Here is a 24700-nt window from a genome sequence, read left to right as displayed (position 1 = left end):
GAAACCGCGGGCGAGTGAAGCTCGGTGCGCTACCAGGCCCTAGGCGTCGCGCGCGACGACCCGGTTGCGGCCGTCGCGCTTGGCCAGCTGCAGGCGCCGATCGGCGCTGCCGAGCAGGGCGGAGACGTCGCCGCCATCCTGCGGATAGGCGGCCAGCCCGCCGCTGAAGGTGATCACCTGCGGGTCGCGGCCGGACTCGGGCAGGAACGGTCGGTCGCCCATCGATCGACGCAGCCGGTCCAGCCGCTCCCACGCGCTGCCGATCGGGCAATGCATCAGCACCACGAACTCCTGGCCACCGATCCGCACCAGGCGCTCCTTCTCCAGCAGGATCTCGTTGACAGCGGCCACGAAGTGGCGCAGCGCGCGGTCGCCGTCGCGCGGGCCGATCTCGTCATTGATGCGCTTGAAGCGGTCGAGGTCGAGCAGGGCCAGTGTCAGCGAGCCGCCGTCGTTGCGGATCGTCTCGAACATCCGCGGCATGCCCTGCAGCAGCCAGGCGCGGTTGGGCAGCCCGGTGAGGCCGTCGTTGCCCGACATCTCCACCAGCCGCTGCATGCGATAGACGATGGCCGAGGTCAGCACGCCCATCATCAGGACCAGGATCAGGCGTTCGACCTGGGTGGAGACGGCGGCGGTGCCGTAGTCGATCGAGACCAGGCTTTCCTGCGCGGGCGCGAGCGAGAACACCACGGCGACGAGAATCGCGTACTGCACCAGCGCCAGCGCGGTGACGTACAGGGTGAGGCGACCGTCGTTGCGCAGCGCGGTGATGGCGATGGCGATCAGGTAGAAGCACCAGACCACGATGGAGTTGGTCGCCGCCACCGGGTCGCCCAGCGCGAGCAGCACCAGCACCAGCGTGGTCAGGGTGATGTCGTAGGTGCCGGTGGCGTAGGGCAGCCAGCCGTAGCGCAGCGGCCTGCGCGCGAGCGAGAGCCAGATCTGGGCCATGAGGTTGACGAACACCGCCAGCCCGAGCCCGATCAGCACCTCGCTGGATTTCGCACCACCGAGCGCGGCAACCAGCGGCATGGCGAGGATGAGTAGCGACAGCAGCGCGCGCAGGCGTGCGACCAGCAGCTCGCCACCGGCGCCGAGCGAGAGCATGATCTCGTCCGGTCGTGCCAGCAGGCGTGCCACCAGATCCTTGATGCCCTGGATTGATCCGTGCATGTGTTTCCCCCGGGGGCGCAGCATACCGCGGGCGGCGTGCCGATCACCGGTTCGCTGATTCCGCGAAGTCGCAGAGGCCCCGGCCGCGATCACGTCCTTGCATCCCCATCCGACGCATGAATTTGTGCAGCTCCTTTTGAGGGGCGCATCGTCAATGGCCTGGCATTGCCGCGGATGTAATTCCTCCTGCGCGGAAGGAGGAATGAAAGCCCCTTGCGCGGCATCCCACTAGACTGTGGCCCCCCATTCCAACGCTGCGGTCCACGGCCCGCGGCAGGAGACTTGCCATGCAATACCGCCGCCTCGGTTCTTCCGGCCTGCAACTGTCCGCGCTGTCGTTCGGGGCCTGGGCCACGTTCGGGGGCCGGGTTCCGCGCAGCGAGGCGCGCAACCTGGTGGCCGCCGCGTGGGACCACGGCGTCAACTTCTTCGACAACGCCGAGACCTACGCCAACGGCGTCGCCGAGCAGGTGATGGGCGACGTGATCACCGACCTGCGGCTGCCGCGCGACGGTTTCGTGGTCTCGAGCAAGGTGTTCTTCGGCGCGGTCGACGATCCGCGGCCGACGCAGAAAGGACTGTCGCGCAAGCACGTGCACGATGCCTGCCACGCCGCGCTCAAGCGGCTGCGCGTCGATTACCTCGACCTGTACTACTGCCACCGACCCGACCCGGATACGCCGGTGGCGGAAACCGTCGCGGCCATGGACGTGCTGATCCGCCAGGGAAAGGTCTTGTACTGGGGGACGTCGGAATGGCCGGCCGAACGCATCCGCGAGGCGCACGAGGTCGCACGCGCGGGCGGTTTCCAGGCGCCGACGATGGAACAGCCGCAGTACAACCTGCTGCACCGCGAGCGTGTCGAGGCCGAGTACGCATCGCTCTACGCCGATTTCGGCATGGGCACGACCATCTGGTCGCCGCTGGCCTCCGGCCTGCTGACCGGCAAGTACAACGACGGCGTGCCGGCCGATTCGCGCCTGGCCAGCGACGATTACGCGTGGCTGCAGCGCGACGTGCTCGGCGACGAGGCGTCGCGGCGCCTGCCGCGTGCGCGCGCTTTCACCGCGCTCGCCGCCGGACTGGGCGTGGCGCCGGCGGCGCTGGCGATCGCCTGGTGCCTGCGCAATCCGCACGTGTCGAGCGTGATCCTCGGCGCCAGCCGGGTGGCGCAATTGCTGCAGAACCTCGAAGCGCTGGACGTGGCCGCGCGCCTGGGTGAGGCGGAGTGGGCGCAGGTTGAAGCGGCCATGGCCTGAGCACGGCGTTGCGGCGAAATCGCTTGACAGGCAAATGAGAATCATTAGCATTGATGGCTCCTATAGAGGGAGCCGATCGATGTTCGTCGCCCAGCCGCACGCACACACCCCGTCCCGTCCCGCCCCGCACCACGCCAATGAACGGTCCGCCGTCGTCGAGGCCATCGAGGTCGACAGCACCCGCCTGCTGAAAGGACAGCGCGAACTGCTGATCCGCCATGGCAACGAGTGCTATCGCCTGCGCCATACCCGCAACGACAAGCTCATCCTGACCAAGTAGGCAGCGGAGACCCGGTCGGGGTCCTCCGCCCAGCTCTTCCGCATCCGGCCCGCGCCGGAGCCCAATGTTTCTCTCCAGGCCGCCCGCCCCCGGCACTACCGGACGCCAGCCCGCCGAATGTGTTTTCACCTTCGTCGAGTCCATCCATGCGTCCCAACCTGTTGTCGTTCGCGCTGTGCCTGGCGTTGCCGGGCATGGCCCTCGCCCATGGCGAATCGCCCACCCCGGAGCCGCTGCCCGCCACCCCGGCAGACGCTGCGGCCAGCCCCGCGGTCACCGAATTCGATCGCGTGGTGGTCACCGCCACGCGTACAGAGCGCGCCATCGAAGACGTGGCCAGCACCGTCGACGTCATCGACCGCGAGCGCATGGACGAACTCCTCGCGCGCGACCTCAAGGACCTGTTTCGCTACGAGCCGGGCATCACCGTCACCTCGGGCTTTGGCCGCTTCGGCATCGGCGGCATCCGCATCCGTGGCCTCGACGGCAATCGCGTGCGGATCCAGACCGACGGCATCCCGGTGTCGGACGCCTTCCTGATCGGCAGCTTCTCCGACGCCAACCGCAACTTCGTCGACCTCGACACGCTCAAGCGGGTCGAAGTCGTGCGTGGGCCGACCAGTTCGCTCTACGGCTCCGACGCCCTCGGCGGCGTGGTGTCGTTCATCACCAAGGATCCTTCGGATTACCTGGAGGACGGCAAGGATGCCTACTTTGGCCTGCGCTTCGGCCATGAAGGCAGCTGGGACGGACTGTCGGCCGGCGCCACCGCCGCGTTCGGCGGCGAGCGCTGGTCGGGAATGGCGGTGGTCAACCATCGCCAGGGGCAGGAGCCGGAGAACCAGGGTTCGGTGGGCGGCGAGGGCAGTGACCGTACCCAGCCCAATCCGCAAGATCGCGACGGCCGCAGCCTGCTGGCGAAACTGGTGTTAGCGCCTTCGGCCGACCAGCGCTTCCGCCTCACCGTGGAAGGCAGCGAGGACAGCGCGGAGACGCAGATGCTGACCTCCCATGGCTTCCAGTCGCTGACCCGGGCGACCAATTTGCTGGTGACCGGCGACGACCACCAGACCCGCGCGCGGGTGTCGTTCGGCCACGAGATGGACGCGCTCGATGCCGGCTTCGCCGACAGCCTCGACTGGCAGGTCTATCGCCAGGACAGCGAGACCACGCAGGACACGGTCGAGGTGCGGCAAACCGAGCGCAACGTCAACGAACGCCGCGAGCGCGAGTTCAACTTCGACCAGCGGTTGTACGGGCTGCAGCTCAACCTGCGCAAGGAGTTCGAGACCGGTTCCGTGCGCCACGCGCTGGCCTATGGGCTCGATGTCGCTCGCGCCGACACGCGGCAGAAGCGCGACGGGCGCGTGCACAACCTCGACACCGGCACGGTCAGCAACGCGATGCTGCCGGACGTGTTCCCGGTGCGCGATTTCCCGGTCAGCCGCACCACCACCACGGCGCTGTACCTGCAGGACGAGATCAGCTTCGCCGACGATGCTTTCCGCCTGATCCCCGCCGTGCGCATGGACCGCTACCAGCTGCGACCGGAAGTGGACGCGATCTTCGCCGAGGACAATCCGGGCGTGGCGGTGGCCGACCTGGACAAGACCAGCGTCTCGCCGAAGCTGGGTGCAATCTGGCGCTTCGCCCCGGACTGGTCGTTGTTCGGCGGCTACGCGCGCGGCTTCCGCTCGCCGCCCTATGGCGACGTCAACATCGGTTTCACCAACGTGATGTTCGGCTATACCGCGATCGCCAACCCGGACCTGAAGCCGGAAACCAGCGATGGCGTGGAGCTGGGCGTGCGCTACGTCGGCGATGCGGTGTACGCCAGCCTGTCCGGCTATGACAACAGCTACCACGACTTCATCGAGTCGTTCGCCTTCGCCGGCTTCAACGACGAAGGGCTGATGGTGTTCCAGTCGCGCAACGTCTCCGATGCGCGCATCCGAGGCGTGGAGTTCCGCGGCGGGATCGACTTCGGTGCCCTGTCCGACGCGATGGCCGGCTGGTCGCTGCGCGCGGCCGCGGCCTGGGCGCGCGGCGACAACCGCACCGACGACGTGCCGCTGGAATCGGTCGACCCGCTCACCGCGACGCTCGGCGTGGCCTACGGCAACGACACTTGGGGCGCCGAGCTGGCCGGCCGTTTCGCGGGCCGCAACGACCGCCTGCCGCCGCCACCGGCCGGGGGCGGTGAATACTTCGAAACGCCCGGCTACGCGGCGCTCGACCTGCTGGCGCACTGGGAGTTCGCGCCCGGCGCGAAGCTCAACGCCGGCATTTTCAACCTCACCGACCGCCGCTACTTCGATCTCGGCGGCATGGGGCTGGTGAACCGCGACAGCGATACCCTCGACCGCTACACGGCCGCCGGCCGCAACCTCTCGCTCAGCGTCGCTTTCGCCTGGTGATCCGGCAACCCGGCTTCATCCCATCCATGTTCGATCCACCCCGGAGGACCCTCATGAAATCCACACTGGCAGCCGCGCTGGCACTTTCGGCGTTCGCCACCGGCATCGCGGGCGCGCAGGCCCCGCGCCCGGTCGGGACCACGCCCGATCCGGCGCGCGATCGAGCCTCGATCCTCGCCATGCAGGGCGAGCACATGGTCGACTTCGCCTTCGACGAGACCGTGCTGCTGCAGCCGGGCTACGAGCGCCATCCGGCGATGCGCAGCGGTGGTGACGAGGTGGTGATCGTGGTCGAGGCCACGCCCACGCGCGTGGTGCTGCAGCACATCCTGGTGGATGCGAAGAGCGGCCACGTCACCAAGCATTGGCGCCAGGACTGGACCTATGAAGCGCCGACGCGTTTCGAGTTCAGCGCCGACCAGACCTGGACGGTACGCGCGCTGTCGCCGGAAGAAACCCGCGGCGCATGGACACAGTGCGTGTACGAGGTCAGCGACGCGCCGCGCTACTGCGGCACGGGCAAGTGGAGTTACGACAACGGCATCGCCACCTGGACCAGCGATTCCACCGCGCGCCCGTTGCCGCGGCGCGAATACACCAAGCGCGACGACTACAACGTGGTGATCGGCATCAACCGCCACACCCTCACGCCCAATGGCTGGACCCACGAGCAGTTCAACACCAAGGCCCTGCGCGAGCCTGACGGCAGCCGGGTCGAACTGGCGCGCGAGTTCGGCTTCAACGACTACCAGAAGACCACCGACATCGACTTCACCCCCGCCTATGACTACTGGAACGCCACCAGCGGCTTCTGGGCCAGGGTGCGCGCGCATTGGGATGGTTTCCTGTCGCAGCCGCCGGGCGTGCACCTGAAGACGAAGATCGACGGCATGGCGATGATCATCCCGCTGTTCGAGCAGGCCGAAGCGATCCAGGGCGGCAAGCCCGTCGACGATGCCGCGATCGGCGAGGTGTTCGCGCAGTGGGTCGAGGTGGCGCCAGCGCCAGCCGTGGCGGGGCGCTGACATCGGAACCTTCCGACCGGGGGTTGGCTTGCCGGTCGTCGTGATGCAGGCCTGGTGCACGAACAGTCGACGCCACCCTGTGGGCGCGGCTAAGGCCGCTCCCACAGCCGAAACCGGACGCCGGCGCACATTCCCAACCGGGAGAAGGCCGGCCTCCACCCGATTTCGCCGGGGAACGCTGCCAGCCTGCCCCGATCAGTCCGTGTCCACCGATGTGGCGTCGTTGGCCTGCCATGCGAACGAAACCGACCGCCCGTCGTCCGCGATGAAGGTGAACGTGCCGGCGCCGTCCGGCACGGCGGGCGGGAGCGGCGCCGTCGGTGGAGCGGGAGGAACAACCGGCGCCATGGCCTGCGGTGCCGATGGCACGGGCGGAGGCGGCGGCGCTTTCGGTGCGGTCGGCGGTGCGGGCGGGGCAGGCGGCGCCGGCGGCAGCGGCAGTGGCGCCAGCTTCGGCACCGTGACCTGCGCCTTCCCTGGCTTGCGATCGCGCAGGTAATCCACCGCCACCTTCGTGCCGCCGGGCTTGTTGCCCATCGCCGCCATCGCCTCGCGCGGGCTGGCCACGGCCTTGCCGTCGATGCGCTGGATCACGTCGCCGGCCTGCAGCCCGGATAGCTCGCCGTTCGACAGCACCAGCACACCGTGGTCGGTGCCGAAGTAGCGGCCCAGCTGTTTGTCCATCGAAGCCAGGTTCAAGCCGTTCCAGCGGAACGCAGACATCAGCGCCGGCATGTCGCAGTCGTTGCCCTTGCACGCGATGCCGGGGCCGATGCGGATGATCTCGCGACGCACGTCGGATGCGATCGCGCGCATGTCGGGGAAATCGAAGTCGAAGTCGAAGTCGCCGCTGGCGGCGTCCCCGGGGGAGAACACAACGAGGTTGCGGCCAGCCGATGGCGTCACGTCGACCGTGGCCGCGCGGCCGTCGCGGACATAGCCGATGCGCGTCTTCTTGCCGGAATCGAGCTTGCCAAGCAGCGTGCGCAGATTCTGTGCGCGCAGTTCGCCACTACCCCCCAGCACCTGGCGGCCATCGACGCTGACGATGCGGTCGCCGGACTTGATGCCGGCCTTCGCTGCACCGCCGTCCGGGGTGACGCCAGCCACACGCACGCCGTTGCCCTCATCCGGCGCCAGCAGCACGCCCAGCACAGGTCGCGATGCGATGCGGTGCGCAGCCCGGGCCGCTGGCACGGCTCGGTCGTGCGACAGTTCGGCCACCTTACGCGCGGCGCGCGCGAGTTCGGCCCTGGCTTCGGCCAGGGACTTGTCGGCGTCCACGGTTGCGCTGGGCGCGGATGCCTGGGCTGAGGTGGGACTGGAGTGGCCGGCAAGTGCGAGCGCGATTGCCACTGTCAGGGATGCATGCAGGAAGGTGTTCATCGTGACCTCTGGAAAAAGGCGTGGAAACCGGAAGTGATTTCAGTCGACGCGCACCAGCGCGCCGTCATAGCGTTCGCCGTTGGCGGCCAGCCAGCGACGGGTACTTTCGAAGCCCGCGAAGGCGCGCAGCAGCTGCACGCGTTCGCCCCAGAGTTGCCGCTGCCGCGGGCGGTCGAGCCCCGGCTGCATCAGTGCGGCATCGATCGCGCCGAGCCGCGCATCGAGTTCGACTGCCATCACAGCAGCCGTGCCGCTGGCCACGCGGCTGTCGCGGGCGTACTGCAGCAGGGATTCCAGGCGCGCGGACTCGACGTAAAGCTGCTCGAGTGTGGCCCCGGTATCCGCCGGTGCGGCATCGGATGTCTGTGCGGCCACGGCCGGACGTGTTGAAACGTTCGAGGGCGTTTCATCAGCTGTCCGCGGCAACCACGCTGGCACGACGGCCAGCGCAAGCACCGCCGCGGCGGCCAGCGGCAGGGGCCACTTCGCAAGGCGCCGGCGACGCGCATCGAGCCGCCGCGAAAGCGTGGCCCAGCCATCGGCGGGCGCACCCTCCAGCGGCAGCGCGGCGAACGCCTCGTGCCAGCCCGCGAGTGGATCGGCAGGACGGGAAGTGAAGTCAGGCATGGTCGTTTTCCTCGATCTGCAGCAGCGCGCGCAATCGCCGCGTGCCGCGTGCCAGCTGTGATTTCGAGAAGCTCGGCGTGCGCTGCATCAGCGCGGCGATCTCCTCGTGGGTATAGCCCTCGGCGTGGTACAGCCACAGCACGCCGCGGGTGTTGGCCGGCAGCTGCGCCAGCGCGCGCTGCAGCAGCAAGGCGTCGGCGGCGGCCGGCGGCGGCAGGGCCTGGTCGTCGGCCGGCTCGTGTCCGTCCACCGGCAGTTCGCCCGCCTGGCGGCGACCACGGCGCAGGTGCATCAGCGCCTCGTTGACCGCGATCTGCCGCAGCCAGCCCCAGAACGGGCTGCCGTGGCCGCGGAAGTCGCCGATCCGCGCGATCACCTTCAGCATCGTCTCCTGCAGCACGTCGGCGGCGGCCTCGCGCTCGCCGCAGATGCGCAGCGCCAGGGTGAACACCGGCCGCTCGAAGCGGCGGTAGACCTGCTCGAAGGCCGCGCGTTCGCCGGCCCGTGCGCGTGCCAGCAGCACATCCGGGATCTCGATCGCGAAGCTCGAGGCGCGGCCGTGCGGCAGGGCGGATGGGGTCGGAGCCGGGGCGGTTTCGATCAGCATTCCCCTGCATGGATGCCGCGGTGGGCGAAAGCGTCGCAGTGGCGCCGGCGGCGCCCGGGCCACCCTATACTGGGGCCATCAAACGGAGGGGATCGTCATGTTCAATGGATCGTTGCTTGCCATCGTCCTGCTCATCGCGGGCGTGGTCATCCTGTTCAAGACCGTGCGCGTGGTGCCGCAGGGCTACGAGTGGACCGTGGAGCGCTTCGGCCGCTACACCCACACGATGTCGCCGGGCCTCCATTTCCTGATCCCGATCATGTACAGCGTCGGGCGCAAGATCAACATGATGGAGCAGGTGCTCGAAGTGCCGTCGCAGGATGTCATCACCAAGGACAACGCGGTGGTCAAGGTCGACGGCATCGTGTTCTTCCAGGTGCTGGACGCGGCCAAGGCGGCGTACGAGGTGGCGACGCTGGAGATCGCGATCCTGAACCTGGTGATGACCAACATCCGCACCGCGATCGGCTCGATGGACCTGGACGAATCGCTGTCCAAGCGCGACGAGATCAACACCAAGGTGCTGGTGGCGGTCGACCAGGCGACCCATCCCTGGGGCATCAAGGTCAACCGCATCGAGCTCAAGGACATCGCCCCGCCGCGCGACCTGATCGACGCGATGGCCAAGCAGATGAAGGCCGAGCGCGAGAAGCGCGCCAACATCCTCGAGGCCGAGGGTTTCCGCCAGGCGGCGATCCTCAAGGCCGAGGGCGCGAAGCAGTCGGTGATCCTCGACGCCGAGGGCGACCGCCAGGCCGCGTTCCTCGCCGCCGAGGCGCGCGAGCGCCAGGCCGAAGCCGAGGCCAAGGCGACGCAGATGGTGTCCGAGGCGATCGCCGGCGGCAACGTGCAGGCGATCAACTACTTCGTCGCGCAGAAGTACATCGAGGCGTTCAAGGCGCTGGCGACGGGGCCGAACCAGAAGTTCGTGCTGATGCCGATGGAGTCGGCCGGCGTGATCGGCTCGCTCGGCGGCATCGCGGAGCTGGCGAAGGAAACGTTCGGGCAGCAGGCCGGCCGCGTGGCGCCGCCGGCGATGCCGCGTTCGGGAGGCTGAGCCATGCGCTGGGACGTCTTTACCTGGGCCGCGGTCGCGCTGCTGCTGTTCGCGGCCGAGACGATGGCGCCGGGCGCGTTCATGCTCTGGCTCGGCTTCGCCGCGGTGGTGGTGTTCGCCGGCGTGCTGCTGGTGCCCGGCATCCCGGTGCTGGCGCAGGTCACGGCCTTCATCGTGCTGAGCTTCATCTCGATCCAGGTCTACCGGAAGTGGTTCCGCAGCCGTGAACCGCAGAGCGACCAACCCGCGCTCAATCGCCGTGCCGCGGCGCTGGTGGGGCGGGTGGTGCCGCTGGAGAGCGCCATCGTGCAGGGGCATGGCCGGGTGCAGATCGCCGATGCCTATTGGGACGTGAGCGGGCCCGAACTGCCGGCGGGGACGCCGGTGCGCATCGTCGGTGCCGAGGGCATGACCCTGCAGGTGGAAGCCGCGGGCTGACGCACCATGACCGGAGGGAATCGGATGCAACGCATGGTCGCCTGGTCGCTCCTGTTGCTGGTTCTCGTCGCGGGCGGCGCGGGCGCGGAGGAATGGCGCGAAATTCCCTACAAGGACCTGGCGCGCATGCAGGTGATGCTGGAGAAGGTGGATACCGACCACGTCTTCAGCAGCGATTTCTCGGTGGCGCCCGTCGACGCGAAGCAGGGCCTGCCCGCCGACCTGCGGGTGGAGGTCCTGGTCGGGGGGAAGGCGGTCGCGGTGCGGGTCGAGCCCGGCGGGCGCATGCATTTGCCCATCCGCCAGGACTGGATCGATGCCGGTGCCAAGCTGCGCCTCAACCAGCCCAAGGGGAAGCTGGCGGTGAACTACAACTTCCGCGCACGCACGCCGGCCGGGACCCGCATGCGCTATTCGCAGCTGGCCGAGTCGGCGGAAGTGATGGCGCGCGGGATCAAGGCCGAGGCGGGGCTGCTGAGCTTCGTTGCGCCGAAGCCCGATGCGCTGGACATCCGGTTTCGGCCGGGGCCGCTGCAGGTGCTCACGATCCGGTTCGCCGATGGCACCAGCAAGCGTTGGCAGGCGGTCGCCAAGGGCGGCTACAACGGCATCGAACTGCCCTGGAAGCCGGAGTGGCGCAACGCGGAGGTCACGCTCAGCGCGCCGCTGGGCGGCGTGATGGTGCTGGTGAAATAGCGCGTCGCCGGAGCAGGCTGTGGCGGTCTGCCGGGGTGGACCGGTTCGCGCATCCCACATGTGGTGCGATGGGGGCAAGGGCTCGCGGCTGAAGCCGCTTCCACAAGAGCCGGCACCCCGCGAGCGTTGGTCTGGGATAATGGCATCCTTTGCCCCCGGACGAGCCCGCCATGACCCAGAAGACGATCCTCAACGACGCCCACCGCGCCCTCGGCGCGAAGATGGTCGATTTCGGCGGCTGGGACATGCCGCTCAACTATGGCTCGCAGATCGAGGAACACCACCAGGTGCGCCGCGATGCCGGCATGTTCGACGTCTCGCACATGACCGTGGTCGACCTGCACGGCGCGCGTGTGCGTGAGTTCCTGCGCAGGCTGGTCGCCAACTCGGTCGACAAGCTGGTCAAGCCGGGCAAGGCGCTCTACACCTGCATGCTCAATGCGCAGGGCGGCGTGATCGATGACCTGATCATCTATTACCTGGCCGACGACTGGTTCCGCCTCGTGGTCAACGCCTCCACCCGTGACAAGGACATGGCGTGGATCAACCAGCAGGCGGCGGGATTCGGCATCGAAGTCCGCGAACGCTCCGACCTGTCGATGATCGCCGTGCAGGGACCGAACGCGCGCGACAAGGCGCTCGGCCTGATCGCCGAGGGCGACCGCGCCCGCGTCGGCAAGCTCGGCAAGTTCGCCGGCATCGAGGTGAGTTCGATCGATGGCGCCTCGCTGTTCGTCGCCCGCACCGGCTACACCGGTGAGGATGGTTTCGAGATCGTCGTGCCCGAAGCCGACGCCGTCGTCCTGTGGAACGCGTTGCTGGCCGCCGGCGTGAAGCCGGCCGGCCTCGGTGCGCGCGACACGCTGCGCCTGGAGGCAGGGCTGAACCTCTACGGGCAGGACATGGACGAGACCGTCTCGCCCTGGGAGGCCGCGCTGGGCTGGACCGTGTCCCTGGACGAAGGGCGCGACTTCATCGGCCGTGATGCGCTCGAGGCGCAGAAGGCGGCCGGCACCGCGCGCCGCATGATCGGCCTGGTGATGGACGACAAGGGCGTGCTGCGCCACGGCCAGAAAGTGCTGACCGCCAACGGCGAGGGCGAGATCCTCTCGGGCACGTTCTCGCCGACGCTGGGCAAGGCCATCGCCTTCGCCCGCGTGCCGGCCGGCGACGCGGCGGACGATGCGGGCGTGCGGGTCGACATCCGCGGCCGCGAGGTCCCCGTGCGCGTGGTCAGGTTCCCGTTCGTGCGCGACGGCAAGCCGCAGGACGGCATCTGACCCGGCTGTCGCCGAACGGCCGCACGACCGACCTGCCACCATGTCTTTCCTTCGCTAAACTACCGTCCCCTTCCACCGACCGCAGCACATCCGGAGCACGACCCCATGAGCGAGATCCCAGGCGACCTGAAGTTCATGAAATCCCACGAGTGGGCCCGCGTCGAAGGCGACGGCAAGGTCACCATCGGCATCTCCGACCATGCACAGGGGTTGCTCGGCGACCTGGTCTACGTCGACCTGCCGACGGTAGGCGAGCGCGCCGAAGCCGGTACCGCCTGCGCGGTGGTGGAGTCGGTCAAGGCCGCGTCCGACGTGTACTCGCCGGTGTCGGGCACCATCGCCGCGGTCAACACCGCGCTGGCCGACAAGCCCGAGACCATCAACGAGGACGCCTTCGGCGAAGGCTGGATCTTCGTCGTCGAGATCGACGAGCCGGACCAGCTCAACGAGCTGCTCGATCCGGACGACTACGCCGAACTGCTGGAAGAAGAAGACCACTGACTGGTCGTTGACGGTCGCGCCGCGCAGGCGCGCACGTCCCCGGCGCGGAGCCAACGGCTCCGCGCCTCGTTCATGAAACCGATTCCGATCCTGGCGCCCCCTGCGCGAATGCAGGCCGGGCGCTTCACGCGCGTGCGGCCCGTGGCCGGCGGCTTCCCCTCCGCATGCCGACGGCGGCAACGCATGTCGTGACCCTGGCGTCGTGGTGATCGCTGCGTCGGTTCGCGGCCTGTCTTCCCGAACGAAGCATCCCCGGACGACCTGGCACTGCAGGGCGGTACGCCGGCGGGACATGCCGCGCGCCCGGCACGGCATGCGGAATGTCCGCGTGGCCGCAGGCCGGTGGGCAGCTGCCGACACAGACATGGTGCCTCCACGATGCCTCGCTGATCGTTTGCGGGGAGCCAGTCGACTCCGACGCAGTGGACGAGGGGATCGCATTCATCGCCGGCCCGCCCGATTGCATTCGCGGGAAAAAGTGCGCGCGGTCAGTCGTCGTCGCATGTTCCGAACATGCGTTTCGGGTGAGGGCGAAGGCATGTCGCTGCATGGGCGCGAACCGTTTCGGACGCCATGCAATCGATGCGTCGTTGTCCGTCGACAGGTCTGCAAACCGGTTCGGACTGCTTCCCGGAAGGTCGGCGAAGCGGTCGTTCTTCTTGCGCAGTTTTGCGCATTCGGGCTTGTGCGGTGCCGGAAACGCGTTGCCCGGAGGAAGCGCTCCGACAGTCTGCATACACCTTCGTCACGCCGCGCGTGACGCTTGCGTCGTGCACGGCGCGCATCTTCGCCGGCGTGCATGCACGTTGGCGTGTTTGAAGAAAACAGCTTGTTTCATGCACTTTTTCAATCACGCGTTGCGCGTTGCGAGTGCAACGCCGTGCAACGACGGCATGCAGTGGCGAGGCGCCAGGTGCGAACGGGCGACCGGCGCCGGGGCGGGTGGCGAAAAAAAACCTTGTGGGGGTGTTGACAGTTGAAAAAACCGTGATTAGGTTTCGCTGCAACAGACGTCGCCGCAGAAGAGAGTGAGTCGAACCAAAGCGAAAACGCGCAGCACAACCAAGACCTCTGCCCGGAAATTCCTCAAGGTGGAATCAGGCATCGTCTCCGCTGCGAAAGCGCAACGTCTCCCGAACCACCACCCGCGTCGCCATGCGATGCGGGTTTTTTGTGTCGCCGGCAAGCCGGCATGCGTGGCTTCCACGCGAACGGTCCACGCCATGGGGCGCGGGCTGCATCCGAATCCGTACCGGCGCGCTTCGCGCGTTGGCGGTTGGTCGCGGGTCCGATACCCGCGGCGCTGTTTTGAACTGGGCTGCTACACCCGATAGTTCCACTGACGAGGAGAGCCATCTCATGGCCACGAAGAAAGCTGCAAAGAAACGTCCCGCCAAGAAGGCGGCGAAGAAGGCGGTCCGTAAGACCGCGAAGAAGGCAGTTCGCAAGTCGTCCGCCCGCAAGGTCGCCAAGAAGGCTGCGAAGCGGCCGGCGAAGAAGGCCACCAGGAAGGTAGCGAAGAAGAAGGTCGCCAAGAAGGTAACGAAGAAGGCTGCCAAGAAGAAGGTCGCAAAGAAGAAGGTTGCCAAGAAAAAGGTCGCCAAGAAGAAAGTAGCCAAGAAGGCCGCCAAGCGCCCGGCGAAGAAGACCGCCAAGAAGGCTGCCAAGAAGACCGCCAAGAAGGCGGCGAAGAAGCGTCCGGCGAAGAAGGCTGCCAAGAAGACAGTCAAGAAGGCTGCCAAGAAGACCGCCAAGAAGGCGGCAAAGAAGAAGCCTGCCAAGAAGGCCAAGCGACCGGCGAAGCGTGCGAAGAAGGCCGCCTCCGTGGCGATCCCGTCCGCACCTGCACCGATGATGTAAGAAGAAGAAACCCGATTAGCCGTCATCAGGACTCTCTCTCCGCATGCCCAGGCGGAGAGGGAGTTTTTTTATGCGGGATTGAAAGCGTCCGTTCGAAACGGATCGGTCGGTTCGCTTGGGCATGAGTGCGCAAGGCGTCGGGCGCGTCGCCCCGGCCTGCGGTCTCCCTCTCGACAGCCCTGGGGAGTTTTCATGCCGGGTTGAAAGCGCCCGCTCGGCGCGGACCGGCCGAAGCCGATTCATGGCGAAGCGACCGGACGCGGCGGCAACGCGCCTGGTTCAGGGGTTTGATCGCTGGCGAACCACTGCGTGGGGCTTTGCGGGCTTGCGCGGCATGTGCAAGCAAGCGGCCCGGAAGGCCGATGGAATCAGCGCGGGTTGGCGTTGGCCGACGAGGCCTGCGCGCCGCCGTGCTTGTCGGTGCGCGGCAGGTTCGGCCGGCTCGGCTGCTCGCTGTCGTCGTCGGCGTAGAGCACGTCCGGGAATGGATCGACGTCGAGCCAGCGCTGTGCCGGCAGTCCGATCGCGCGGTCGAGAATGGTCGGCAGCAGTCCCGAGGGCAGGCTGCTTTCGCCGTTCCACAGGATCGCCACGCCCAGGTCGCGCTGCGGGAGCAGGGCGATCGCGCCGCGATATCCCTGCACGGCGCCGCCGTGGAAGATCACGCGGTGGCCGGCATAGTCGTAGATGCGCCAGCCGATCCCGTAACCGGCGGCGTTCAACCGCTGGCGGCGCCACGACGAGCCGCGGGTTTCGCCGGGCGTGGCGACGACCGGCGCGTGCAGCGTCGCCAGCAACGGTGCCGGCAGCACGTCCGGGCGATGGCCGCTCTGCGCGAGCAGCCACTGCGCCATGTCGCTGGCGCTGGCATTGACGCCGGCGGCCGGCGCCACGCGGTAGTAGGTGGGCTTGGGTGTGAGCGAGCGCCAACCGCCGCCGGCGCGCACGTGCGGACGTGCCCAGCTCGGACTGGCTTCGATGCCCTCGAGCCCGTAGCTGGCATCGTTCATGCCCAGCGGCTTGAAGATGCGGCGGCTCACCGCTTCGCTGAAGAACTGCCCGCTCGCGCCGTACACCACGTTGCCGACCAGGCTGAAGGCGACGTTCTGGTAGCTGTAGCACTCGCCCGGCGCGCACTTCATCGGCGCGTAGGCCAGCTTCTGCACCAGGGTGTTGTAGTCAATGTTGCGCTCGAGGTCGCGGTCGTAGGCGTTGTGGGTCAGGCCGACGCGCTGGCTCAGGACCTCGGCGACGGTGAGCTGCTGCGCGGCGCCGGGATCGGAGAACTGCAGCGAAGGCATATAGTCGGCGACATGGCTGTCCCAGCGCAGCGAACCTTCGTTGACCAGCAGCCCGGTGACGGTGCCGGCGAAGGCCTTCGACAGCGAGGCGAGGCGGAACACGGTGTGCGCGTCGACCGGCTCGGCATTGTTGACATCGGTGATGCCGTAGCCGCGCGCGCTGAGCACGCGGCCGCCCTGGACGATGGTCATGGCCAGGCCGGGCACGCGCTGGTTGGCGACCAGCTCCTGCGCGATCGCCTCGAACTGGCGCACGTTGAAATCAGAGGAGGGCGGCATGACCTCCTCGACCGGCGGCAGGTAGGCCGGGATGGAGGCCGCTTGGGTCGGGAGCGTCCGCGACACGGGTTGCGGGGTCGCGGGCGCGGCTGGGGCAGGGTGGGTATTCCAGCGCAAGGGTGTCTGCGCAGAGGTGGCCAGGGCCATCGGCAGCAGCACGCCGGTGAGACCGCTTCGCCAGGTGAGCCGATGCCGCCTCTTGTTGTCTTTCATCGGGCCTGCCCCCTGCGTATGCTGCAACAGGGGCGATCATAACGCCTGATTCCCAAATTGCATGAACAAGGGGAGCTTTGATGGTTACGATGTTGATCCTGCTCGCAATTGTGGTGGTGTTCGCACTTTGGGCCGTCGGTATCTACAACGGTCTGGTCACCGCGCGCAACGCCTACAAGAACGCCTTTGCCCAGATCGACGTGCAGCTGCAGCGTCGCTTCGACCTGATCCCCAACCTGGTCGAGACCGCCAAGGGCTACCTCGAGCACGAACGCGGCACGCTGGAGGCGGTGACCTCCGCCCGCAACGCCGCCCAGGCCGGACTGGCCGCGGCCAAGGCCGCGCCGGGCGATCCGGCGGCGATGGCCGAGCTCACCCGCAGCCAGGGCATGCTCGACGGTGCGCTGGGCCGGCTGCTGGTGACGGTCGAGGCCTATCCGGAGCTCAAGGCCAGCCAGAACATGATGCAGCTGACCGAAGAGCTGACGAGCACCGAGAACAAGGTCGCGTTCGCGCGGCAGGCGTTCAACGACTCGGTGATGGCCTACAACAACAAGCGTGAAGTGTTCCCCTCGAGCATCGTCGCGGGCATGTTCAACTTCGCCCCGGCCGCGTTGCTGGAGATCCCGGCCGACCAGCAGGCGCAGGTGCGGGCGGCGCCGAAGGTCGAGTTCTGACGGGCAGGGATTCGGGATCGGGGATGACCAGCCGTTCGGCTGTTGAAAACGGGGATTCGAAAAGGCCGTGTCGCGTCGCCGCCTGTGAACGCCCCCGTGCCTTTTCGGGCGCCGTCAGCCTGATTGTCCGAATCCCGAATTCCGAATCTCCAATCCAGGCTCCCCGATGAACTTCTTCGAACACCAGGCCGCGGCGCGGCGCACGTCGACACGGCTGGTGGTGCTGTTCGCGCTGGCGGTGATCGCCATCGTGGTCGCGGTCGACCTGGCGGTGATGCTGGTGTTCGGCCGCGGCGACGGGGCTGGCGGCATCCTGCTGTTCACCACGCTGGTGACGCTGGCGGTGATCGGCGGGGCGTCGATGTACCGCATCGCTTCGCTGCGCGGCGGCGGCGAGTCGGTGGCGCTACAGTTCGGCGGCACGCCGGTGCCGGAGGACACCACCGACCGCTACCTGCGGCGGCTGCGCAACGTGGTCGAGGAGATCGCGATCGCCTCGGGCGTGCCGATGCCGGGGCTGTACGTGCTCGAGCACGAGTCGGCCATCAACGCCTTCGCCGCGGGCTACTCGCCTTCGGATGCGGCCATCGCGGTCACGCGCGGGGCGCTGGAGAAGCTCAACCGCGATGAATTGCAGGGCGTGATCGCGCACGAGTTCAGCCACATCCTCAACGGCGACATGCGCCTGAACATCCGCCTGATCGGGGTGCTGTTCGGGATCATGGTGATGGGCATCATCGGCCGCAGGCTGATGCTGCACGGCGGCATGAGCCGCAACAGCCGCGATGGCGTGGCCATGTTCCTGGTGATGGCGCTGCTGGCGATCGTGATCGGCTACATCGGGCTGCTCTTCGGACGCATGATCAAGGCCGGCATCAGTCGTACGCGCGAATCGCTGGCCGATGCCTCGGCGGTGCAGTTCACCCGCCAGACCGCGGGCCTGGCCGGCGCGCTGAAGAAGATCGCGGGCGTCCACGAGGGTTCGCGGCTGGGTGCGCGCGCCGAGACCGAAGAGATCAGCCACATGCTGTTCGGTGACGGGATCGGGTTCAGCGGCCTGTTCGCCACCCATCCGCCAATCCTCAAGCGCATCCAGGCGCTGGAGCCGGGCTTCCGTGCCGAGAACCTCGAGCAGCTGCAGGCACAGTGGCGCAGCGCGCCGCCCAACGGCCTGCAGGAAGACGCGCGCATGGGGCTGGCCGGCGCGCACGATGCGCTGCCGGCGGCATCGTCGCAGATCAACGTCACGCCGGCGATGGTGGCCTCGCAGGTGGCCCTGCCCGAAGCGGACGACTACCGCCGCGCCGATGCGATCGTCAACACGATCCCCGATGACCTGCGTGAACTGGCGCGCCAGCGCGAGCGCGTGATGCCGCTGCTGCTGGCGCTGTTGCTCGGCGACGACGAGGCAGTGCTCGACAAGCAGCGCAGCGAGATCACCGCGCGCCTGGGCGCCGCGGCGGCCGACGAGGCTTTCGCATCCCGGCAGGCGGTAGCCGCCGGCCTGCACCCGATGCAGCGCCTGCCGCTGGCGGCGCTGGCATTCCCGGTGCTGCGCCTGCGGCCGCGGCCGGAGCTCGACGTGTTCATCGACACGGTGTTCGCGGTGGTCAACGCCGACGGCGAGGTGTCGCTGTTCGAGTACTGCCTGGGCCGGTTGCTGCAGGTGCAGGTGCGCGAGTCGCTCGACCCGGCGCGCTACGCGCGCTTCGGCCGGCGCAAGCCGGGCAACGTGAAGCAGGAGTTCGCGACGCTGCTGGCGGTGGTGGCCAGGACCGGCAACCCGGACGACCCGGCCGAAGCGCAGCGGGCGTACCTGGCCGGCATGCAGCGGGTGCTGCCGCGCGACCATGTGCCGTACGCGCCGCCGGCCAACGGCGTACTTGCGCTCGAAGCCGTGTGGGAACCGCTCGACGCGCTCGACCCGTTGGCCAAGCAGGTGATGGTCGAGGCGATCACCGCCGCTGCCAGCCACGACGGTCGCATCTCCGTCGCCGAGGCGGAGTTGCTGCGCACGATCTGCGGCGTGCTGCATTGCCCGCTCCCGCCGATGCTCGAGCGGGCCTGACCGCACCCCGGCGCCGCCCTATGGCGCCGCCGCCAGCCGCAGCAGCGCGGCATCCGCGCCCGCCAGTTCCCGTTCGCCGCCCAGCAAATGGATCTCGTTGCTGCAGGCCCGTGGTTGCAACCGGTGCACGCGCACCCGCGCGCGATAGGCACGCCCCAGGGCGGAGTCGAGCGGGACGATCGACCAGCCGCGTCCGTTGGCGACGCTTTCCAGCGCTTCTTCCAGTTCGTCGAAGTGATCGCTGCGATGCCATGGCCGTGGCAGCGGGATGCCGTTGGCCTCGAACCAGCGGAAGAACACGTAGTCGAACTCCTCCCAGGTGACGAACGGCAGCGCGGGCACCTGCGCCGCGGTCGGCGGAGCGCGCCGGGATGCGGGACCGACCAGCACCAACTCTTCTTCGCCCAGCGGCGCCGATGCGACCCCGGCGGTCACCAGTGGGCGATAGCTGACGCCGAGCGCGACGCGGCCACTCTCCAGCAGGGCCAGCACGCCGCTGGCGGTACGAAACAGCACCTCCAGCGGCCGTTCGCGTGGCAACAGCGACAGCAGCCGCGGCAGCAGCCGGTAGCGGCCGAAGCCGGACACGCAGGCGATGCGCAACGGTTCCTGGCCGTGGCCATCGTCGATGGTTTCCCAGGCTTGCTGCAGGTCGAGATAGGCGCGCTCGATCGACGCCGCCAGCACGCGGCCGCGCGGCGTCAGCGCAAGACGGCGACCGGACTTGCGGAACAGCGGCGTGCCCAGCTGGCGCTCGAGCTGCTGCAGGTCGTAGGTGACCGCCGAAGGCGACTTGTGCAGCACGCGCGCGGCGGCGTTGACGCCACCGCTGGCCACCACGGTGCGGAAGATCGCCAGGCGCTTGAAATCGGGCTGCATGGGTCGTTCCTGGAATTCGAACACCAGCGAGGGTATTTGAAATAGTCGCCGCGAGGCAGTGTGGCTACGCTGCCAATTCGTTCCTGCGGAGGATGACGATGCGGTTCCGGATCCGTTTCCTGCTTGGTTTGGCGATGCTGGCGGCCATTCCATCGGCAGCGCTGGCGGCAGTCGGCCACGATCGCGGCGATGCCGCGCACCTGTTCGGCTACTACCCGACGCAAGGCCAGGCGGCGCGCTTCGACGAGGGCTATCGCAGGCACCTGGCGTGGCATCGCGACCGGCGCGATCCGCTGCCCTGGTATGGCTGGTACGTGGCCAGCGGCGATCGCACCGGCATGTTCATCGACGGCAGTTTCGGCGCGCCGTTCGCCGCCTTCGACCAGCGGGTGGATCCGGCCGGCGATGCCGCCGATGCCGCGCGCAACGTCGCGCCCTTCGCGAAAGCGGCGTTCCGCGCCAGCTATCGGCTGCGCCGCGAGTTCAGCATGGGATTTCCGCTGGAACAGTGGCAACCGACCGGGAGCGTGCAGGTCTTCCACTACACGCTCCATCCCGGCGCCGGCAGGCGTTTCGAGGCCGTGCTGCGGGCCGTGCGCGAGCTGCTGATGCAGGACGACGGTGCCCCCGTCCACACCTGGTACGAACTCGTATCGGGCGGGCCGTCGCCGGGCTACCTGCTGATGGTTGCGCGCGACGACTGGCGCAGCTACGACACTGGCGGCGACGACGTGGAGGCGCTGCTTGCCGCGGCGCCGGACGCACGCAGGCTGCTCGACGAGTACGCGGCGTCGGTGGCAACGGTGGAATCGGAGAGCTGGAGCTATCGCGAAGACCTGAGCTACTTCCCGGCCCGCGACCCTGGCCCGGCCCGCTAGGTGCCGGCCCGGACCAGGTCCGCGGCGCGCTCGGCGATCATGATCGTCGGTGCGTTGGTGTTGCCGGTCGGCAGGCTCGGCATCACCGAGGCGTCGACCACGCGCAGCCCCTCGATGCCACGCACGCGCAGCTGCGGGTCGACCACCGCCGCGTCGTCGCTGCCCATGCGGCAGGTGCCGATCGGGTGGTAGACGGTCTCGGCCTTGGCACGGACGAACTCGACCAGCTCGATGTCCGAGCGCGGGATGCGGGCCGGGAAGATCGGCGCGCCGCGGTAATCGTCGAATGCCTTCTGCGCGAGGATGTCCAGCGAGATGCGCGCGCACTCGACCATCACCTTCAGGTCGAAGCCCTCCGGATCGCCCAGGTAGTTGGCTTCGATCCGGGGCTTGTCGGTGGCGCGCGTACTGGCCAGTGAAATCCGGCCGCGGCTGCGCGGGTGCAGGTTGCAGGCGTGCATGGTGTAGCCATCGCCGGGCAGCCGGTTGCGGCCGTGGTCGTCGATCATCGCCGGGATGAAATGCAGCTGGATGTCGGCGCGATCGTCTTCGGCCAGCGACGAACGCAGGAACGCGCCGCCCTCGGCGATGTTGCTGGTGCCCGGGCCGCGACGGCCGCGCAGGAAGTAGTCGAAGGCCAGCTTCAGTTCGTTGGCGCGGTCGTAGCTGGTGCGCCGGGTCTCGTGCTGCAGGGTGCAGACATCGAGATGGTCCTGCAGGTTGGCGCCGACGCCGTTGCTCGCGACGACGACTTCGATCCCGTGCCGGCGCAGTTCCGCCTCCGGGCCGATGCCCGACAGCATCAACAGCTGCGGCGAGTTGATCGCGCCGCCGCTGAGAATCACCTCGCGCGACGCCCGGTAATGGAGCGCCTTGCCGCGCTGTGAGCAGGCCACGCCGATCGCGCGCTGTTTGTCGAAGAGGATGCGTTCGACCATGGCGCCGGTCTGCACGGTCAGGTTCGGTCGCGGTTTTGCCGGGTCGAGGTAGGCGACCGCGGTGGAGCAGCGCGCGCCGTCGCGCTGGGTAACCTGGTACAGGCCGACGCCGAGCTGCGAAGCGCCGTTGAAGTCGTCGTTGCGCGCCAGGCCCGCCTGCTGCCCGGCTTCGATGAACACCTGCGAGAGCGGATTGACGTTGCGCAGGTCCGAGACCGTCAACGGGCCATCGCCGCCGTGCAGCGCGTCGGCGCCACGGGTGTTGCCTTCGGAACGCCTGAAGTAGGGCAGCACGTTCGCCCAGTCCCAGCCGCTCGCGCCCTGTGCCGCCCAGTCGTCGTAGTCGCCGGCGACGCCGCGGATGTAGCACATCGCGTTGATCGAGCTGGAGCCACCGAGCACCTTGCCGCGCGGCCACCAGATCACCCGGTTGCCGAGCTGCGGCTCCGGGACGGTGCTGTAGTCCCAGTTGATGCGCCGGTTGCCGGCGATCTTGGCAAGGCCCGCCGGCATGTGGATGAAGGGATGCCAGTCGCGCCCGCCGGCTTCCAGCAACAGCACCTTGCAACCGGGGTCTTCGGACAGGCGGTTGGCGAGCACGCAGCCGGCCGAACCGGCGCCGACGATGATGTAGTCGTAGGCGGCCTGCGCGTTGTTCTGGGAGTCGGTCATCCGGCCAAGTTAGGGAGCGGGACTAGAGCATATGCTCTGCGCGCGGTGGCAGAGCGGGGCGGTCTTCGGCTAACGTGCGCGCAGGCGGCGCCTGCCGGCACGATGGAACCTGGATGAGCAACGCAAGCGGCAGGGTGCAGGGCGGCGAATGGCGCGCGGTGGTGCTGTCATTCGTGTATTTCTTCTGCGTGCTGGCGGCTTACTACGTGATTCGGCCGGTGCGCGAACAGCTGTCGGCCGCGGTGGGGTCTACCCAATTGCCCTGGTTCTACGGGGCCACGTTCGTCGTCACCCTGGCGCTGAGCCCGGTTTTCGCCGCGCTGATCTCGCGCTGGCCGCGGCGCATCGTGGTGCCGGTGGTCTACGCATTCTTCATCGCCTGCCTGCTGGCGTTCGTGCCCCTGTTCACCCACCAGGGGCTGCTCAGTCCACGGATGCTGGGGATCGCGTTCTTCGTCTGGGTGAGCGTCTTCAACCTGTTCGTGGTGTCGGTGTTCTGGAGTTTCATGTCGGACATCTGGAGCACCGAACAGGCGCGCCGGCTGTTTCCGATCATCGCCGTGGCCGGCACGCTGGGCGCGGTCGCCGGGCCGACGCTGACCCGCACGCTGGTGGGCGTGATCGGGGTGGGACCGCTGCTGATCGTTTCAGCCAGCCTGCTCGGCGTGGCCCTGGTCTGCGTCGTGCTGCTCGGACAATGGGCGCGGGTGCATGGCGCGCGCCGGAACGAGGTGGGGCACGAAGCCGCCGTTGGCGGCGGCATGTGGGACGGGTTGAAGCAGATCTTCGCCGATCCATTCATGCGTGGCATGGCCATCCTGTTGCTGTTGGCCGATGGCATCGGCACGGTCAACTACGCGTTGGTGACGGATTATTCCGGCGCGACCTTCACCGATGCGGTGGCGCGCACGCGCTTCGCCGCCAACGTCGATCTTGCAGGCAACCTGCTGACGATGGCCACGCAGCTGTTCGTGACTCGTTGGCTGTTGCCGCGCAACGGGCCGGGCTTCGTGATCTTGATCTGGGCGTTGGCCAGCATGGTGGTGCTGATGGTGGTGGTGTTCTCGCCGGATCCGCATGCACCGCTGCTGGCCGGGATGCCGGCGGTGGCGATTGCGCTGATCGTCAGTCGCGGCCTGGCTTATGGCATGGCCGAGCCGGCCCGCCACAGCCTGTACACGCGGGTGCCGCGCAGCGTGCGCTACAAGGGCCAGAACGCGGTCGACACCGCGGTGTGGCGCTTCGGCGACGTGGCCATCGCCTCGGGCATGAACGGACTGCGGACGCTTGGCATGACCACGGGCGGGTTCGCGAGCCTGAGCGCGGTGGCGGCGGTCGCGGCAGCGGCCATCGGCTGGCGGCTGGCCCGGCGGGTGGAAAGCGGTGACACGGTTCGCGCGGGAGCGTGACCGATCCGCTTCATCTCAGGGCGGGAGCTGCCCGTCCAGGCCGGAGATGACGGTGCATCGCAGCCATGCGAGTGCGGATACCCGTTTCGTGCCTCTGGTCGCATGGACCGTCTTCATGTTGTTGTCGATGTTCTCCGGTTCGCTTCGGGCGATGCAGGCCGGGTCGACGGATCCCTCGTCGGTCCGGATCAAGGAGACGATCACCCACTACCGGCTGGCGGCCCGGTCGATCGAGGAGTTGCGGGCACAACTGCAGCACGACATTCCTTCGCTGCAAGGCGCGGAAGGAACGCACGGCCGCACCAGCAGCGACATCGCGATCGCTTATGAATTCGACCGGTCTGCCGCAGGGTGCCGCCTGCGCAATCTCGAGGTGCAGCTCGACATCGTGGTGACGTTGCCCGAATGGGATCCCGGGAAAGCGGTGCCGGCCCAGGAACTGGCGCGATGGGAGCGGACGCTGGCCGCGCTGGAACGGCACGAGGCCACGCATCGCGCGAATGCGCGCGCGGCGGCAGAGGAAGCCCGGGCCCGGATCCTCGCGATTGGCCTGCAGCCCGACTGCAAGACGGCCCGGGACATGGCCAGCCGGCGGCTGCGCCGGACCATCCTGAAGTACGAATTCCGGGATCGGCGTTACGATGCCCGAACCCGCAACGGGATCGCGGATGGCGTCGAACTCTGAGCAACGGCCCTGCCCGTTGCAGCGGCACGCCGGGCAGGGCGCAACCCGTTCGCAATGCCTTTCGGGCACCCGCGCCCGTCATCCGCACAGGA

At 68.3% G+C, this 24700-nt stretch carries 22 protein-coding genes; 15 read left to right on the top strand and 7 right to left on the bottom strand.

What is annotated here, in order from left to right; all coding sequences use genetic code 11:
* Positions 1–39 precede the first annotated feature (39 nt).
* Entirely contained in the window at positions 40–1176 is a 1137-nt protein-coding gene (locus ACTJIL_RS09940; protein WP_440755356.1) for a GGDEF domain-containing protein, read from the bottom strand.
* A gap of 287 nt (positions 1177–1463) precedes the next feature.
* Here ACTJIL_RS09940 and ACTJIL_RS09935 point away from each other — a divergent pair, with 287 nt between their 5' ends.
* The 4 genes from ACTJIL_RS09935 (at position 1464) to ACTJIL_RS09920 (ending at position 6157) form a co-directional block, all read left to right on the top strand.
* A complete protein-coding gene (locus ACTJIL_RS09935) occupies positions 1464–2435 on the top strand; it encodes an aldo/keto reductase (RefSeq protein WP_440755355.1) in 972 nt (323 codons plus the stop codon).
* Positions 2436–2514: 79 nt separating this feature from the next.
* Positions 2515–2715, top strand: coding sequence for a hemin uptake protein HemP (gene hemP / locus ACTJIL_RS09930; RefSeq protein ID WP_440755354.1), 201 nt, complete (start codon positions 2515–2517; stop codon positions 2713–2715).
* 146 nt (positions 2716–2861) lie between these two features.
* Positions 2862–5132 carry a TonB-dependent hemoglobin/transferrin/lactoferrin family receptor gene (locus tag ACTJIL_RS09925; protein ID WP_440755353.1) on the top strand — a complete coding sequence of 757 codons (2271 nt, stop codon included), beginning with the start codon at positions 2862–2864 and terminating at the stop codon, positions 5130–5132.
* Between the two features lie 53 nt (positions 5133–5185).
* Positions 5186–6157, top strand: a complete 972-nt coding sequence (locus ACTJIL_RS09920) for a DUF6607 family protein (RefSeq protein ID WP_440755352.1) — start codon at positions 5186–5188, stop codon at positions 6155–6157.
* Between the two features lie 195 nt (positions 6158–6352).
* Here ACTJIL_RS09920 and ACTJIL_RS09915 read toward each other — a convergent pair whose 3' ends face one another.
* Genes ACTJIL_RS09915 through ACTJIL_RS09905 form a run of 3 tightly spaced genes read right to left on the bottom strand, consistent with a single transcriptional unit; the run spans position 6353 to position 8777 of the window.
* Positions 6353–7543 carry a PDZ domain-containing protein gene (locus ACTJIL_RS09915; RefSeq protein ID WP_440755351.1) on the bottom strand — a complete coding sequence of 397 codons (1191 nt, stop codon included), beginning with the start codon at positions 7541–7543 and terminating at the stop codon, positions 6353–6355.
* 39 nt (positions 7544–7582) lie between these two features.
* Positions 7583–8170 (bottom strand): hypothetical protein, encoded by a 588-nt coding sequence (locus tag ACTJIL_RS09910; RefSeq protein WP_440755350.1) that lies wholly within the window; start codon positions 8168–8170, stop codon positions 7583–7585.
* Positions 8163–8777, bottom strand: a complete 615-nt coding sequence (locus ACTJIL_RS09905) for an RNA polymerase sigma factor (RefSeq protein WP_440755349.1) — start codon at positions 8775–8777, stop codon at positions 8163–8165. Before ACTJIL_RS09905 ends, ACTJIL_RS09910 begins: the two co-directional genes overlap by 8 nt.
* A gap of 97 nt (positions 8778–8874) precedes the next feature.
* Between ACTJIL_RS09905 and ACTJIL_RS09900 the strand changes: the two genes are divergently transcribed.
* From ACTJIL_RS09900 to ACTJIL_RS09875, 6 genes are all read left to right on the top strand, one after another.
* A complete protein-coding gene (locus ACTJIL_RS09900) occupies positions 8875–9834 on the top strand; it encodes an SPFH domain-containing protein (RefSeq protein WP_440755348.1) in 960 nt (319 codons plus the stop codon).
* A 3-nt stretch (positions 9835–9837) separates the two neighbouring features.
* On the top strand, positions 9838–10272 hold the full coding sequence (locus tag ACTJIL_RS09895; RefSeq protein ID WP_440755347.1) for an NfeD family protein: 435 nt from the start codon (positions 9838–9840) through the stop codon (positions 10270–10272).
* Between the two features lie 24 nt (positions 10273–10296).
* Complete coding sequence (locus ACTJIL_RS09890) at positions 10297–10968, top strand: hypothetical protein (protein WP_440755346.1); 672 nt, start codon at positions 10297–10299, stop codon at positions 10966–10968.
* Between the two features lie 170 nt (positions 10969–11138).
* Positions 11139–12248, top strand: a complete 1110-nt coding sequence (gcvT, locus tag ACTJIL_RS09885) for a glycine cleavage system aminomethyltransferase GcvT (RefSeq protein WP_440755345.1) — start codon at positions 11139–11141, stop codon at positions 12246–12248.
* Between the two features lie 105 nt (positions 12249–12353).
* The gene (gene gcvH, locus ACTJIL_RS09880; RefSeq protein WP_440755344.1) at positions 12354–12749 is read left to right on the top strand and encodes a glycine cleavage system protein GcvH; all 396 of its coding nucleotides are present in this window, start codon (positions 12354–12356) and stop codon (positions 12747–12749) included.
* Between the two features lie 1359 nt (positions 12750–14108).
* Complete coding sequence (locus tag ACTJIL_RS09875; RefSeq protein ID WP_440755919.1) at positions 14109–14609, top strand: hypothetical protein; 501 nt, start codon at positions 14109–14111, stop codon at positions 14607–14609.
* A gap of 368 nt (positions 14610–14977) precedes the next feature.
* Here ACTJIL_RS09875 and ACTJIL_RS09870 read toward each other — a convergent pair whose 3' ends face one another.
* Positions 14978–16402, bottom strand: a complete 1425-nt coding sequence (locus ACTJIL_RS09870; protein WP_440755343.1) for a serine hydrolase domain-containing protein — start codon at positions 16400–16402, stop codon at positions 14978–14980.
* Positions 16403–16482: 80 nt separating this feature from the next.
* Between ACTJIL_RS09870 and ACTJIL_RS09865 the strand changes: the two genes are divergently transcribed.
* Both ACTJIL_RS09865 and ACTJIL_RS09860 read left to right on the top strand, forming a co-directional pair.
* The gene (locus ACTJIL_RS09865) at positions 16483–17079 is read left to right on the top strand and encodes a LemA family protein (protein WP_440755342.1); all 597 of its coding nucleotides are present in this window, start codon (positions 16483–16485) and stop codon (positions 17077–17079) included.
* A gap of 166 nt (positions 17080–17245) precedes the next feature.
* The gene (locus tag ACTJIL_RS09860) at positions 17246–19147 is read left to right on the top strand and encodes a M48 family metallopeptidase (RefSeq protein WP_440755341.1); all 1902 of its coding nucleotides are present in this window, start codon (positions 17246–17248) and stop codon (positions 19145–19147) included.
* A gap of 18 nt (positions 19148–19165) precedes the next feature.
* Here ACTJIL_RS09860 and ACTJIL_RS09855 read toward each other — a convergent pair whose 3' ends face one another.
* Positions 19166–20026, bottom strand: a complete 861-nt coding sequence (locus ACTJIL_RS09855) for a LysR family transcriptional regulator (RefSeq protein WP_440755340.1) — start codon at positions 20024–20026, stop codon at positions 19166–19168.
* A gap of 98 nt (positions 20027–20124) precedes the next feature.
* Between ACTJIL_RS09855 and ACTJIL_RS09850 the strand changes: the two genes are divergently transcribed.
* Positions 20125–20904, top strand: a complete 780-nt coding sequence (locus ACTJIL_RS09850; protein ID WP_440755339.1) for a hypothetical protein — start codon at positions 20125–20127, stop codon at positions 20902–20904.
* Here ACTJIL_RS09850 and ACTJIL_RS09845 read toward each other — a convergent pair.
* A complete protein-coding gene (locus ACTJIL_RS09845) occupies positions 20901–22514 on the bottom strand; it encodes a GMC family oxidoreductase (protein ID WP_440755338.1) in 1614 nt (537 codons plus the stop codon). The genes ACTJIL_RS09850 and ACTJIL_RS09845 overlap by 4 nt on opposite strands.
* Positions 22515–22627: 113 nt before the next feature.
* On the opposite strand from ACTJIL_RS09845, the gene ACTJIL_RS09840 reads away from it, so the two are divergent.
* The gene (locus tag ACTJIL_RS09840; RefSeq protein ID WP_440755337.1) at positions 22628–23923 is read left to right on the top strand and encodes an NTP/NDP exchange transporter; all 1296 of its coding nucleotides are present in this window, start codon (positions 22628–22630) and stop codon (positions 23921–23923) included.
* 52 nt (positions 23924–23975) lie between these two features.
* Entirely contained in the window at positions 23976–24608 is a 633-nt protein-coding gene (locus ACTJIL_RS09835; RefSeq protein WP_440755336.1) for a DUF922 domain-containing protein, read from the top strand.
* The last annotated feature ends 92 nt before the right edge of the window (positions 24609–24700 follow it).

The organism is Luteimonas sp. 22616 (genome assembly GCF_052044325.1).
GTDB lineage: Bacteria > Pseudomonadota > Gammaproteobacteria > Xanthomonadales > Xanthomonadaceae > Luteimonas.
Note: the sequence above shows the minus strand (reverse complement) of the source record. Positions and strands in the feature narration are given on the sequence as shown.

Bases quoted from the DNA above. Each gene is read 5' to 3' on its own strand.
- ACTJIL_RS09905 (WP_440755349.1), bottom strand. From the start codon at position 8,777: ATGCTGATCGAAACCGCCCCGGCTCCGACCCCATCCGCCCTGCCGCAC.
- ACTJIL_RS09845 (WP_440755338.1), bottom strand. From the start codon at position 22,514: ATGACCGACTCCCAGAACAACGCGCAGGCCGCCTACGACTACATCATC.
- ACTJIL_RS09850 (WP_440755339.1), top strand. From the start codon at position 20,125: ATGCGGTTCCGGATCCGTTTCCTGCTTGGTTTGGCGATGCTGGCGGCC.
- ACTJIL_RS09935 (WP_440755355.1), top strand. From the start codon at position 1,464: ATGCAATACCGCCGCCTCGGTTCTTCCGGCCTGCAACTGTCCGCGCTG.
- ACTJIL_RS09900 (WP_440755348.1), top strand. From the start codon at position 8,875: ATGTTCAATGGATCGTTGCTTGCCATCGTCCTGCTCATCGCGGGCGTG.
- ACTJIL_RS09895 (WP_440755347.1), top strand. From the start codon at position 9,838: ATGCGCTGGGACGTCTTTACCTGGGCCGCGGTCGCGCTGCTGCTGTTC.
- ACTJIL_RS09890 (WP_440755346.1), top strand. From the start codon at position 10,297: ATGCAACGCATGGTCGCCTGGTCGCTCCTGTTGCTGGTTCTCGTCGCG.
- ACTJIL_RS09925 (WP_440755353.1), top strand. From the start codon at position 2,862: ATGCGTCCCAACCTGTTGTCGTTCGCGCTGTGCCTGGCGTTGCCGGGC.
- gcvH (WP_440755344.1), top strand. From the start codon at position 12,354: ATGAGCGAGATCCCAGGCGACCTGAAGTTCATGAAATCCCACGAGTGG.
- ACTJIL_RS09940 (WP_440755356.1), bottom strand. From the start codon at position 1,176: ATGCACGGATCAATCCAGGGCATCAAGGATCTGGTGGCACGCCTGCTG.
- ACTJIL_RS09920 (WP_440755352.1), top strand. From the start codon at position 5,186: ATGAAATCCACACTGGCAGCCGCGCTGGCACTTTCGGCGTTCGCCACC.
- hemP (WP_440755354.1), top strand. From the start codon at position 2,515: ATGTTCGTCGCCCAGCCGCACGCACACACCCCGTCCCGTCCCGCCCCG.
- ACTJIL_RS09875 (WP_440755919.1), top strand. From the start codon at position 14,109: ATGGCCACGAAGAAAGCTGCAAAGAAACGTCCCGCCAAGAAGGCGGCG.
- ACTJIL_RS09855 (WP_440755340.1), bottom strand. From the start codon at position 20,026: ATGCAGCCCGATTTCAAGCGCCTGGCGATCTTCCGCACCGTGGTGGCC.
- ACTJIL_RS09910 (WP_440755350.1), bottom strand. From the start codon at position 8,170: ATGCCTGACTTCACTTCCCGTCCTGCCGATCCACTCGCGGGCTGGCAC.
- ACTJIL_RS09865 (WP_440755342.1), top strand. From the start codon at position 16,483: ATGGTTACGATGTTGATCCTGCTCGCAATTGTGGTGGTGTTCGCACTT.
- ACTJIL_RS09915 (WP_440755351.1), bottom strand. From the start codon at position 7,543: ATGAACACCTTCCTGCATGCATCCCTGACAGTGGCAATCGCGCTCGCA.
- ACTJIL_RS09860 (WP_440755341.1), top strand. From the start codon at position 17,246: ATGAACTTCTTCGAACACCAGGCCGCGGCGCGGCGCACGTCGACACGG.
- gcvT (WP_440755345.1), top strand. From the start codon at position 11,139: ATGACCCAGAAGACGATCCTCAACGACGCCCACCGCGCCCTCGGCGCG.
- ACTJIL_RS09870 (WP_440755343.1), bottom strand. From the start codon at position 16,402: ATGAAAGACAACAAGAGGCGGCATCGGCTCACCTGGCGAAGCGGTCTC.
- ACTJIL_RS09840 (WP_440755337.1), top strand. From the start codon at position 22,628: ATGAGCAACGCAAGCGGCAGGGTGCAGGGCGGCGAATGGCGCGCGGTG.